This is a genomic window from Paenibacillus faecis (assembly GCF_008084145.1).
Classification (GTDB): Bacteria; Bacillota; Bacilli; order Paenibacillales; family Paenibacillaceae; genus Fontibacillus; species Fontibacillus faecis.
Genome location: NZ_VSDO01000002.1, coordinates 1,192,701 through 1,205,444, shown reverse-complemented (window position 1 = coordinate 1,205,444; position 12,744 = coordinate 1,192,701). Strand labels below are relative to the sequence as shown.

At 53.3% G+C, this 12,744-nt stretch carries 10 protein-coding genes; 3 read left to right on the top strand and 7 right to left on the bottom strand.

Going from position 1 to position 12,744, the window contains the following annotated elements; all coding sequences use genetic code 11:
• Positions 1–79: 79 nt before the first annotated feature.
• Positions 80–1,825: an alpha-glycosidase gene (locus tag FRY98_RS13405; protein WP_148452501.1), complete on the top strand. Its 1,746-nt coding sequence runs from the start codon at positions 80–82 to the stop codon at positions 1,823–1,825.
• A 98-nt stretch (positions 1,826–1,923) separates the two neighbouring features.
• Here the strand turns inward: FRY98_RS13405 and glgA are convergent, their stop codons facing one another.
• Together glgA and glgB are read right to left on the bottom strand one after the other, a co-directional pair.
• Positions 1,924–3,363: a glycogen synthase GlgA gene (gene glgA / locus FRY98_RS13400; protein WP_148452499.1), complete on the bottom strand. Its 1,440-nt coding sequence runs from the start codon at positions 3,361–3,363 to the stop codon at positions 1,924–1,926.
• On the bottom strand, positions 3,360–5,297 hold the full coding sequence (glgB, locus tag FRY98_RS13395) for a 1,4-alpha-glucan branching protein GlgB (protein ID WP_148452497.1): 1,938 nt from the start codon (positions 5,295–5,297) through the stop codon (positions 3,360–3,362). The genes glgA and glgB overlap by 4 nt, the downstream gene beginning before the upstream one ends.
• A gap of 189 nt (positions 5,298–5,486) precedes the next feature.
• On the opposite strand from glgB, the gene FRY98_RS13390 reads away from it, so the two are divergent.
• Complete coding sequence (locus FRY98_RS13390) at positions 5,487–6,710, top strand: glucose-1-phosphate adenylyltransferase (protein WP_148452495.1); 1,224 nt, start codon at positions 5,487–5,489, stop codon at positions 6,708–6,710.
• Positions 6,711–6,771: 61 nt separating this feature from the next.
• Here the strand turns inward: FRY98_RS13390 and FRY98_RS13385 are convergent, their stop codons facing one another.
• The 5 genes from FRY98_RS13385 to FRY98_RS13365 are packed head-to-tail and all read right to left on the bottom strand — an operon-like array spanning position 6,772 to position 11,545.
• Positions 6,772–7,314 carry a GNAT family N-acetyltransferase gene (locus FRY98_RS13385; protein WP_170287083.1) on the bottom strand — a complete coding sequence of 181 codons (543 nt, stop codon included), beginning with the start codon at positions 7,312–7,314 and terminating at the stop codon, positions 6,772–6,774.
• Positions 7,295–8,812, bottom strand: a complete 1,518-nt coding sequence (locus FRY98_RS13380; RefSeq protein WP_148452491.1) for a sensor histidine kinase — start codon at positions 8,810–8,812, stop codon at positions 7,295–7,297. Before FRY98_RS13380 ends, FRY98_RS13385 begins: the two co-directional genes overlap by 20 nt.
• Positions 8,809–9,507, bottom strand: a complete 699-nt coding sequence (locus FRY98_RS13375) for a response regulator transcription factor (protein ID WP_148452489.1) — start codon at positions 9,505–9,507, stop codon at positions 8,809–8,811. The genes FRY98_RS13380 and FRY98_RS13375 overlap by 4 nt, the downstream gene beginning before the upstream one ends.
• A 32-nt stretch (positions 9,508–9,539) precedes the next feature.
• On the bottom strand, positions 9,540–10,799 hold the full coding sequence (locus FRY98_RS13370; protein ID WP_249043402.1) for a hypothetical protein: 1,260 nt from the start codon (positions 10,797–10,799) through the stop codon (positions 9,540–9,542).
• Between the two features lie 11 nt (positions 10,800–10,810).
• A complete protein-coding gene (locus FRY98_RS13365) occupies positions 10,811–11,545 on the bottom strand; it encodes a phosphonate ABC transporter ATP-binding protein (RefSeq protein ID WP_148452485.1) in 735 nt (244 codons plus the stop codon).
• Between the two features lie 270 nt (positions 11,546–11,815).
• Between FRY98_RS13365 and FRY98_RS13360 the strand changes: the two genes are divergently transcribed.
• Positions 11,816–12,730: a helix-turn-helix domain-containing protein gene (locus FRY98_RS13360; RefSeq protein ID WP_148452483.1), complete on the top strand. Its 915-nt coding sequence runs from the start codon at positions 11,816–11,818 to the stop codon at positions 12,728–12,730.
• Positions 12,731–12,744: the final 14 nt, after the last annotated feature.

Below are 12,744 nucleotides of genomic sequence, written 5' to 3'. Positions count from 1 at the left end.
TTCATGTCAGGCCCCAATTGGTTATTAATTAGCTGAAAACCCCGATTTTAACCCAAGCCATGATTAGGAGGTGGCCCTGATGCTGTTGGAGGCATTATACCATGTGCCGCGTGATAAATGGGCCTATGCCTATGATTCCGCTACAATCCATTTGCGAGTGAGAACGAAGCGCGATGACGTAGAAAATGTATATGCGATGACGGGTGACAAATATGATTGGAGCGGCACCTATCAGGAGATCCCCCTGGAAAAAGCCGCGCACGATCATATGTTCGACTACTGGGAGGTTGCGGTCAAACCGAAATTCAAGCGCTTATCCTATGCTTTTAAACTGACGGCCGGAACCGAAACGGTATACATGATGGATACGGGGATTTCCCATGACGGCCCTACTCCGCCGGGCGAATTGTATGAATTCCCCTATATTCATGACATCGATGTGTTTAAAGTTCCCGAATGGGCCAAGAAGGCCGTCTTTTACCAGATCATGCCCGAGCGTTTCGCCAACGGTGATCCTACCAATGATCCGGAACATACTTTACCGTGGGGCGGGCAGCCGACGGCGGACAACTTTTTCGGGGGCGACCTGAAGGGGGTTCTCGACCATCTTGACGATTTGACCGACCTGGGCATCAACGCGATTTATTTCACTCCGCTCTTCGTCTCTCCTTCCAACCACAAATACGATACGGTGGATTACAAGCAAGTGGATCCGCATTTTGGGGATAACGAGCTGTTGAAGCGAGTCGTGGAGGAATGCCACAAGCGCGGAATCCGGGTCGTGCTCGACGCCGTGTTCAATCATTGCGGAGAACAGTTTCCGCCTTTCCAAGACGTGTTGAAACATGGGGCCGACTCCAAATACGCGGACTGGTTCCATATCAACGAGTTTCCCGTCCGGATCAAAAACGGGATTCCGACTTACGATACGTTCGGTTTTTTCGGGAACATGCCAAAATTCAATACGGCGAATCCGGAGGTCAAGAAATATCTGCTGGGCGTCGCGGAATACTGGATCCGGGAAATCAAGCTGGACGGCTGGCGGCTTGACGTGGCCAACGAAGTCGATCATCATTTTTGGCGCGATTTCCGGCAAGTCGTCAAAAGCGCAAATCCTGAGGCTTACATTATCGGCGAGGTATGGAGCGATTCCCTGACCTGGCTGATGGGCGATCAGTTCGACTCCGTCATGAACTACCCGTTCGCGGATAAAGTGTTGGAGTTTTTTAACGGGGGCATGGACGGCTACCATTTCTCCAATGAGATGGGAGCGCTCATCATGCGGTATCCGCAGCAGACCAACGAAGTCGTGTTCAACATGTTGTGCAGCCATGACACGCCGAGACTGCTTACCCGTGTGGGAGGAGACAAACGCAAGCTGAAGCTTTGCGTAGTGTTCCTGTTTACGTATATCGGCACGCCTTGCATTTTCTACGGGGACGAGATCGGAATTACGGGAGGCGGCGACCCCGATTGCCGAAAATGCATGGAATGGGACCCGGCGAAGCAGGATCGCGAACTTTACGATTTTTACAAGTTGATGATCGAGCTTCGCCGCCAGCATAACGCGCTCCGCCAAGGCCGCTTCCGCTTCCTGCAGGCGAACGTCAACGATCCCTGCATCGTGTACGAACGAATGGACGATCATATGCATTTTACCGTCTGGATGAACAATACCGGGAAGTACCGGACCCTGTCCCATCCGATGGAAACCGACGACTGGCGCGACGCTTTGTCCCAGGAAAGAGTCAAACCGAAGGACGGCGTCATGCATATCGGCCTGGATCCTTACGGATTTCGCATCCTTTACCGTCATTTGCAGTAAAACGAAAGCGAAGGCAAGCATTCCTTCAACAGGTAACGTAAGAAAAACGGGAATCGAGGGGACCATCCCCTCGGCTCCCGCTTTTTTGTTGCCGCTTATCAGTCTTTCAAGCCTGTAATCTCGCGGTAAATCTCTTCATACTGGCCGGCGGACCGGTTCCAGCTGTAGTCTCCGGCAAACGCGTTCGCCGTTATTTTTTTCCACTCGCCTGGGTTTTGATAAAACGAAACGGCTCTGCGGATCGTATAGAGCAGGTCGTGCGCGTTGAAGTTTGTAAAACTGAATCCGTTTCCTTCTCCCGTAAATTCGTTATATGCCTGAACCGTATCGTTAAGGCCCCCCGTTTCCCGTACTACCGGGATACTTCCGTAGCGTAATGCCAGGAGTTGGCTGATTCCGCAAGGTTCAAACCTCGATGGCATCAGAAACAAATCGCTCCCCGCGTAAATCCTCCGCGATAACCCTTCGTTGAATCGAATATGGACGGACAACTTATCCGGATGCCGGTAAGCCGCTTCCTTGAACCAATCCTCATAAGCAGGGTCGCCCGTGCCCAGCACGACAAATTGCACCTCGTCAAAATGCAGCCACTCGTCCATGATCCGCGTGACCAAATCCAACCCTTTCGGTTCGACGAGACGAGTGATCATGCCGACCAGCGGAACGCCGGGGGCAACGGGAAGCCCGAGCTCTTTTTGCAAGGCGGCTTTATTCTCGCGTTTTTTGCTCAGACTCTTGCGGTAACGCACGGGGATATCCGGATCCGTTGCAGGGTTGTACAGCTTGACGTCAATGCCGTTGACGATCCCCGACAAGCGGTTGCCCAGAGCGCGAAGCAGGCCGTCCAGACCGTAACCGTAATGCTCGGTCCGGATTTCCGCGGCGTAGGTCGGACTAACGGTCGTGACATGATCCGCAAACACCAAACCGGCTTTCATAAAACTTACATTGCCATAGTATTCCACCCCGTCCGCCGTAAAATACGATGACGGCAAGCCCAGCAAATCACCGAGCACCTCATACGGGAAAACGCCCTGGTACAGCAGATTATGAATCGTAAAAACCGTGCGTATTCCGCGATAATCCGGATGTTGGCCGAAATGCTCCTTCAGCAGCAGCGGAATCATCGCCGTATGCCAATCATGGCAGTGCAGGACATCGGGAATAAAGTCGATGACCGGAAGAATCTCCAGGACGGCCCGGTTCAAAAAGGCGAAACGTTCGCCATCGTCCCAATATCCGTATACGCCGTCTCTCCGGAAATAATATTCGTTGTCGATAAAATAAACGGGAATCCCATCCCAAACGAGATATTCGATCCCCCCGTATTGCCGGCGCCATCCGACCGGCACGACCGTTTCCCCCAGATGCCGCAACGTATCCGTATAGGCGGCCGGAATATCCTGGTATTTGGGCAGTACGATGCGAACGTCATGCCCCGCCTGCTTCAAAGCTTTCGGAAGCGCGCCGATAACATCGGCCAAGCCGCCCGTTTTGATGAAAGGCGCCGCCTCGGCCGCCGCGAACAAAATTTTCATTTTTTCTTCCTCCTTTGCGGGGCCGCTTGAACGGCTGACTTTTTCCAAATCGATAAGCTTAGCGGAGGCAGCGAGATTTCCATACTGTCGTTTTGCTGATGCCATGGAATTTTTTCGCTTCGCACCCGTCTTGGTTTGCCGCTCGTAGTTTGGATGCCGCGAAACGCCGGGTCCTCCGAGCTGAATATTTCTTCGTAACTCCCCGCACGCGGTACGCCGATGCGGTAGTTCTCGCGGGCCACAGGCTGAAAATTGATGATAATCAACAGCGTATCCTTCACTCTCTTTCCTTTGCGCAGATACCCGATTACGCTTTGCTGGGCGTCATCCGCATGGATCCACTGGTAACCGTCGTACGTATGGTCCAATTCCCATAACGCCGGCTCCTCGAGGTACAGCCGGTTCAACGCCTCCGTATAAGCCTGCACGCCGCGATGCGAGTCATAATCCAGGAGGAACCAATCCAGCTCCCCCTGATCGCGCCATTCGATAAACTGGCCGAACTCGCCGCCCATGAACAGCAGCTTTTTGCCCGGCGAAGTCATCTGGTAACCCAGCAGAAGCCTTAACCCGGCGAACTTCTCTTCATAGGTCCCCGGCATTTTGTCCAGCAGGGACCTTTTGCCGTGGACCACCTCGTCATGCGAAAGAGGAAGAGCAAAATTCTCCGAATAGGCATAACATATGGGGAACGTCAGGAGATGATGCCGATTCGGCCGCTCGGCAAACGGGGTCTCCATATACTTGAGCGTATCGTTCATCCAGCCCATGTTCCATTTATAGTTGAACCCCAGTCCGCCTTCATGGACCGGAGCCGTGACCAGCGGCCAAGCGCTGGACTCCTCCGCCATCATCAAGGCATGCGGATAATAACGGAACACCGCCTCATTCAGTTGCTGCAGAAAAGCCACCGCTTCCAGATTTTCTATGCCCCCGTGTTCATTTGGTACATATTGCCCCGGAGGCTTCTCAAAATCAAGCCGTAGCATGCTCGTTACGGCGTCTACCCGCAGACCGTCAAAGTGATACAGGTCCATCCAATACAACGCGTTGGAAATTAAGAACGACCGGACTTCCGGTTTTCCGAAATCAAAGCTGAGCGTCCCCCACCCCGGTTTCTCCGCCTTCATCGGATCGGTATATTCATACAGCGGTGTACCGTCAAACCTGCGAAGGCCGTGCGCATCCTTGGTAAAATGACCCGGAACCCAATCCAGGATCACGCCGATCTCGGCCTCATGGCACCGGTCGACGAAATACATGAGATCCTTGGGCTCCCCGTAGCGGCTGGTCGGAGCGAAGTAGCCGGTCGCCTGATACCCCCAGGACAAATCATAGGGGTGCTCGGTGAGCGGCATAATCTCGATGTGGGTGTAGCCCATCTTTTTGACGTAAGGAATGAGCAGGTCGGCCATTTCCCGATACGAGTAGAAACCGCCGTCCGCCTTTTGCCTCCAGGTGCCGAAATGGAGCTCATAAATGTTCATCGGCTTGTGATAAGGAGCCCGTTTCTTTCTGCGCCAATCCCCGTCTTTCCAAGAATAACCGTCCAGCGATTTCACCACCGAGGCCGTCGCCGGCCGGACTTCCGCATGAAAGGCGTAGGGGTCGGCTTTAAGGAACCGGCTGCCGTCCGGCCCGGTGATGTCGTATTTGTAAAAAGTTCCTTCCGAAACATCCGGAAAAAAACGAGTCCAAATCCCCGAATCGGGTATCCTATATAACACATCTTTGTCCCCGTTCCACCCGTTCCAGTCGGTGGCGAGGGAAACCTGGCGCGCGCCCGGGGCCCAAACGGTAAACCGGACCCCCCGGCGGCCGTTCTCTTCCGTGACGTGAGCGCCAAACGTACGGTAACTGCGATATAACGTTCCTTCATGAAACAAGTAAATGTCCGTCTCGGAGATGCCCTGTGATTTCACGGATTCCGTCAATTGATCACCTGCTTTATGTAGAATTCCAATTAACTATTTACCCAATTCTCCCTCGAATGGAACAGAAAAAACAGGCCTGAAAAAATATATGTAATATTTTCTGTTGTTTTCCATAATTCTAGTTTCAACTACATTATATCTCGTTTATGTATGTACTACACAGACGAAACCTAACGGGAGGGAAACGAAATGAAAAAGAAAGACTGTATTGCAATGCTGTTGGCCGGAGGGGAAGGAAGACGTTTGTCGCCGCTTACGTCCAGGCTTGCGAAACCCGCAGTTCCCTTTGGCGGACATTATCGGATCATCGATTTTCCTCTCAGCAACTGCGTAAACTCGGGAATCGACACGATTGGTGTACTTACTCAATATGAAGCAGAGTCCCTTCATGAACATATCGGCGAAGGCGAAGCCTGGAAGCTTCCGCGATCGGAAAACAACGGAATTTCTTTGCTCCCTTCCTACAATGCTGGTGTTGAGGAATACGCCGGAACCGCGGACGCCATTTTCAAAAATATCGCCTACGTGGACAGTCACGCCCCGGAAAACGTGCTGATCCTGTCCGGTGATCACATTTACCACATGGATTACCGTGAAATGCTGGAGTTTCACGTCGCGTCAGACGCTTGCGCCACGATTTCCGTGATGCCTGTACCGTGGGAAGAAGCCCACCGCTTCGGCGTCATGTCCACGGACGAGAAATTCCGGATTACGGAATTTGCCGAAAAGCCGCAAAACCCGCCCAGCAATTTGGCGTCGATGGGCATATACCTGTTCAAATGGGATTACCTGAAACAGCATCTCATTGAGGATGCCTTGGACGAAAATTCGAGCCATGACTTCGGAAAAGACGTTATCCCGAAAATGCTGGCCGGAGAGCGGCCGCTCCACGCTTATGAGTTCAAGGGTTACTGGCGGGACGTCGGCACGGTGCAGAGCCTGTGGGAAGCGCACATGGACCTGCTTGCCAAAGAGTCCGACTGGCAGCTGATTAACGAAGCCTGGCCGATGTACACGCGGGAGCAATGGAGATCGAAGCCCAGACCGTTTAAGAACCGCAGCGTTCAGGCGAAAAGTTCGCTGATCCATGATTGCTGCAGCCTGGACGGCGTTTCGGAACGCTCCGTTATTTTTGGAGGCGCGGAGATCGGGCGCTTTACGAAGATCAAAGACAGCGTCATTATGCCGAACGTTCAAATCGGACGTAACGTGCATATCGAGCGGGCCATCATCGGCGAAGGCGCCGTCATTCACGATGGCGCGGTCATTAAAGGAACCGCGGACGAAATCATGGTCGTCGGACCTTATGAGACGGTAGTGGCAAAGCCGGCCCTCCGGCCCCAACCGGCGCGTCTGCTCAAGGAAGTGTACGACAAGACCGCCCGCCTTCGCGCGGAAGGACTGTCCTCTTAATCAGGTTTGCACGCATAAAAAGGCGTTCGCCAGCATGCTGGCGAACGCCTTTTGGGTTGTATCATAAGGATTGGAACAGCTCCCGGTTCATTTCATACAAAATGTATTGTCTGCCGTTGAGGGTCCCGATCCCCTTTTCCTCCATTCCGAGTTCCCGGTAATAGGGATTGAGTTTGCGGTTTTGGTCCCAGCAATCGAATCTCAAGCCTTTACGCCCGGTTTCCCGGCTGTGTTTGGCCGCCCAGTAGATCATTTCCTTTCCTAAGGAGAGTCCCCGGAAATTCGGGCGAACCGTTAACCGGTGAAGATAAGCGAACCCTTCGTCATTCAGCGGCCCCCAGTAATCCGGGTCGCTTTTCTGCAGCGTAAACAATCCCGTCGGTTCATTCTCCATAAGAAGCATAAAAATTTCCCGTTCGGCAAAATACGAAGCGATCAATTCCTCGGTAAATTGCTCGGGCGACCATTGCGCAATCCCGTTCGCCCGCATCCACTCGGCCGCCTCCGTCAGCAGCGTCCGCACCATTTCGGCATCGGCGGGTTCGGCCAATGCCACTTCAAACGTCCCCGCGGACGAAGGCAGTTCACCCCATCTCTTCGCCATTCTTCTCTCCCCCCGCATCATTACGGCCCGAATCCAAAGCCGCTTCACCGGCTGCCGAGGCATCCGGCTCGGAATTGTTCCCGTTTCCGGTCTCTTCCTCCTCCGACAGCGGCAGCTTCACCGACACCGTGGTTCCTACGCCCAGTTCGCTATGCAGATCCATCGTGCCGTGGTGCAAGTCGACCAATTGTTGGGTAATCGCCAGGCCAAGCCCGGTGCCGCCCCCTTGATGGTTGACTTGGAAGAACCGGTCTTTAACCTTGTTCAAATGCTCTTCGCTGATGCCGATGCCGGTGTCCACCACTTCCACAAGTACGTAACCCGGCTCGGTCCGGCTGATGACGAGATGAATCCAGCTATTCTCGTCGGAGAACTTGATCGCGTTATCGACCAGATTGAGGAACACCTGCTTCAGCCGGTTTCCATCCCCGGTGACGGTGACAGGCTGGGTCGTGCGATCTTCCAGCTTGATCTGAATTCCCTTCTGTTCGGCTTTTGCCCAGACGTTCAGCATCGTTTCCTGCAGCAATTCCTTTAAATTCACCTGTCCGATAACCAGCTTCATCTCGTTGCGCTGAAGCTTGGAGAAATCGAGCATTTCTTCCACCAGACCGATCAGCCGGTCGGTTTCCTTGGCGATGATGCCCATTCCGATCTTCGTCTCCTCGGGGTCAAACCCGCCGAGCGTCAAAGTCTCGCTCCATCCTTTAATTCCCGTCAGCGGCGTACGGAGCTCATGGGATATCGAAGAGATAAAATCATCCTTAAGCTCGTTGCTGCGGACGATTTCCTGCGCCATGTAATTTAACGTGGCCGCCAGTTCCCCCAACTCGTATCGATAATCCCCTTTAATCCGCACATCGAATTTGCCCTTGGCCATCTGCGCCGATACCGCGCGTATATTGTTTATCGGCTTAACGATCGAGTTGGCCAGGCCGATACTGAAGAGCGTAACGAGAGCCAGAACGGCCAGACAAACGGCCGCGGAAAATAAGGTGAGCTTCATCAGGTTGGCGTTGACGGCCTCCAGGGAGGTTACGAAGCGAACGATATACCGGTTCTCGCCCCTTACCTGTAGCGGGGTAGAGACCGCCATGACCATCTCGCCCGTCGAGGTCTGGCGCCCGACCCATTTGCCCATGTTTCCTGCGGCTGCCTGCATCACATCGCTCGTCTGGATCGCCTTGTCCGCCTGAAACATATTGCTGCTGGCTTTCACCTCGCCTTTGCGGTTCAGGATCATCAGCTCGGTGTTGTCCAGTTCAAACGTCCGCAGCATTTCGGTAAAATAAGCGGGATCCCGCTCCGAGCTGAGGCGGACAAATTTTTGAAAAAAGTCGGATGCCCAGGTGGAATGCGTGGACATATGGTTATAAATCGTATCGTAATAGTAAACCCGGATGGCCAAGGAAAAAATAACCTCCACCATAAACAAGGTTACGAAAACGACGATAAAATACTGCATTACGATTTGTCGGCCGATGCCTTTCTTGATCATTGTCCCTCGCCTTTCCACTTATAGCCGTGTCCCCATACGGTCTGCAGGAACGCCGGCTCGGAAGGGTTATTTTCGATCTTTTGGCGGAGCCTGCGGATATTCACGTCCACAATCTTCGGATCCCCCATATATTCCTTGCCCCAAACATGGTCGAGCAGCAGGTCCCGGCTAAGCGGCGTGTTCTCCTGCTCCAGAAAATACTGGATCAGCGAGAATTCCGTAGGCGTAAGCTCGATCAATTTACCGTTCTTCTTAAACTGTTTGGAGATGAGGTCCAAAGTGAACGGCCCCGAGGTGAAAGAGACTTTCGCGCTGCTTTCCCGGTACACGTTGACCCTCCGCAGGAGCGACTGAATCCGTGCGATTAATTCGGTCGGACTAAAAGGCTTGCTCACATGGTCATCCGCTCCGACGGACAAGGCGTATACCTTATCCTGTTCCTGCACCTTCGCCGTCAAAAAGATGATGCCGATCCGTTCGTTCGTTTCACGGACTCGCCGGCATACCTCAAATCCGTCGATCCCCGGGACCATCACATCAAGCAGGGCGATATCGATATCCGGCACGCTTTGCAGTTTGGCCAACGCCTCGTTGCCGTCGGCCGCCTCCAATACCTCGAAGCCGTTGCGCTTCAAATTGATGACGATAAAACTGCGGATCGACTCCTCATCTTCCAAAATCAGTACTTTGCTCAACTTGGTCTCCTCCCTCAACTATGCAAAAAACCTTAACGCTTGATTTCTTTTTCGCCTTTATTGATTTTCAAATCGGTGTGGCTCAAGAAGCCGATCACCTTATCGTTATCCCTGGCCAGCAGCTCCCAGTCCTCTTTATGCTTTTCCCACTCGGACAAGGAGAAGAAGGAAATCTCCGCAACGACATCGCCGTTATCGATCCGGGTGAACCACAGATGTTCGTTCTGGTTCGATTTCGGGTCGATGGTCACTTTTCCCCACCAATCCTTCGGAAAATTAAAGTAGAAACGGCCCGCTAAATCCATATATTGCTGAAGCACGAATTTCAGACCCTTCTCTTCCTCCCACTGATAAAAAGAAAACAACGGGATATCGTCATAAGGGCGGTTCTCCCAGCCTTTCGGTTTTTCGGAGCGGCCGACCTCCAATATTCCGTCCCCGTCCACGTCCCCGCTGAAGACGGGATAGTTCTTAAAGGTGGCGTCCTGGGACGGCAGCAAATCGACCAATCGGTTATCCTTCATCACGATAATATGGGAATAAGCGTAATGCGAGCCAAAAGAGGCGTCCAGCACGATTCCTTTCAAATCGGGAGTGATGTTGCCGCTGACGGTGTTGTAATATTCCCGGATCGGATCGTCCAGCTGGATATGGCTTATTTCATTAAACGAACCGTCGTATTGGTACACGGTAACCATAGCGTTCTGATCCCGTTTCAAGGTAACGACCGTCAAGTCCAGCTGCCCGTCCTGATTTAAATCGTCGATAAGAAAATCGTTGTAGGGCAGCGTAAGGATGTTCTCCACTTCGCTCCCGTTGTACCTATATACGGTCAATCCCCGCTGTGGATCTTCTTCCCCGCTGGAAAAACCGGCGATAATCTCCAAGTTCCCGTCCCCGGTAATATCCCGCAGTTGGAACGTCTCAAGCACCTGGCCTTCGCCGTCAAACTTCACTCTCGGCTCCCACGTATCCCCTTCCTGCTCCAGGATCAACCCGTGAATCCGCACCGCTTCGTCCGGCGTTTCATAAAAGACGATCGCTTCCTTGACCCCGTCATTATCCAAGTCGGGCGTGCGGACCGAGCTGATATCGCTGGCATCGCGGGGGCGGATCGGCTGGGCGCCTTTGAGTTCCGCGTTAATCACGCTCATCAGCGACTCCCGGTCCGAGGTCAATTGCGGTGTCTCCATCAGGGACTTCGGATCCTTGATGATGGTGCAGCCGCTCAGGGCCGTCAGAATCATGCTCCCGGCCACGATCGCAAGCCATCGATTAAAAAGCAATATCATCACTCTCTTCTTCATACCAGTTCAATGGACCGTTTCTCTTCGCCGGTCAGACGTCTGCCCGAGATATCGAGCTTAAGCTCTCCTTCATAGAGTCCCCAAATTCTCGAACAATAACGTTCCGCGAGCTCCATCGGGAGAGCGGCGACGACGATTTTCCCCTGTTCGGCGCAAAGCGTTCGCAGCGTCGTGAGGACGCGCTCCGCCGATTGCGGGTCCAGGCCGACGACCGGCTCGTCCGCCGCGATAAATCCGGCTCCATGCACCAGCGCGCGGCAAATGGCGACCCGTTGGCGTTCGCCTCCGCTCAATTTGCCGGCCTTCACATGAGCCTTATCCAGCAGCCCGAACTTCTCAAGCTCGTCCATCGCCCCCATGTAATCGTCGGATCGCACCATACCGGTGATACGCCTGATCAGGGGAGTTTGTCCGACTTGTCCGATCAGCACGTTTTTTAGAGCCGTTCTTTCGGGATAGAGCGACGGGTTTTGTTCAAGATACGCACAGCGCGAACGGTATTTCTGCGAACCGGTGCCGCCGCCGGCGATCACCGTCTCTCCATCCCAAGTATATTCGCCGCCGTCCCATTTCTCGCGCAGGGCAAGGCATCGCAGCAGCGTGCTCTTCCCGCTACCGCTCGGCCCCACCACGCCGATCATCTCCCCCTGCTCAAACCGGGTGCTTACCTCGCGAAGTATTTGCTTCTTACGGCCATCCACCGATTTATTCAAACGGTTCACATTGATCATCAGTCCGATTCTCCTTTGAATATTCCTGCATCTACTCTTTAGTGTATTGGAATTGTTCCTGAAAATCCATTACAGCCTGTTCATATTTGCCGACAAAAAAGAAGAAAATCGCTGGTATCCCCGGCGACCTTCCGCATAATGGCACGTTTGCTGGTTATTTGAAATCGATAAACGCCTTTTCATAAAGAGTCCATAAACATTATAGTAGACAAGCCCCGCCGCAACAAGCCATAATGAAATTATGTGCATTGAAATAGAGGAGGGCTTGTCATGTTTTATGACGTTAAAATCGACGTATCTCCCGTGTACGAGCTTCTGAGCAGCTTTATGATATATACGACGCAAAAATGGGTAAATAATCTCGATATTGGACCCGAGTGGATCGCGGATATCGAATCCCGCCTGGACGAGCAGCGGCGCTCGGCCTTTGAGACGGCGGCCCGGCTGCCTTTTTCGGACTATGATCTGCTGTACGCCTTGGCTATCGAACGCCACCCCGATTACGGTATCGAGGGCTATATTGAAACGCTGGCCTCCGCCGGCGAGGAGATTCTTTTGCACAAGTTAAGCGCGTATGTTCCCTCCGTGACCGGCCAGGATATCGCCCGTCTGCGCCAATATGCCTCTCCGATGAGGATATGGTACGAATCTTATTTTCATCCGATCGAGCCGCAATATGTGGAACTGCTGGAAGAGGATGCTGCCGAGAAGCGGGCCTTGGTTCGTAAAATGGATCCCGACGCCTTGGTGGAGTATGCATCCGGAGGATTGGTCCTCGAACCTGAACTGCCGATCGACCACGTCGTTTTAATTCCTTCGATTCATTTTCGGCCGATTAATACATACTGTTTCTATGAACGCACGCTGCTGATCCAGTATCCGCTCGACTTGCCCGAGCTTGACGAGGACGAGCCGCCGATCAGCCTGCTTCGCTTTACCCGGGCCCTGGCCAAACCGGAGCGGCTCCGTCTCCTTCGTTATGTGGCGGACCAGCCGAAATCGCTGCCCGAGATGGTGGAGGAGCTTCAAGAAACCGAAGAACAGTTAATGCACCATTTGATGCGGCTGCGCGTCGCGGGATTGCTCCGGGTCCATCTCGTCGACCGGGATACCGAGAAATTCAGCATTCGCCCGGACGGAACGTCCGAACTCAATATGTTTCTGGAATCCTATATCCGGCTGTAACGGATAACTCTTGC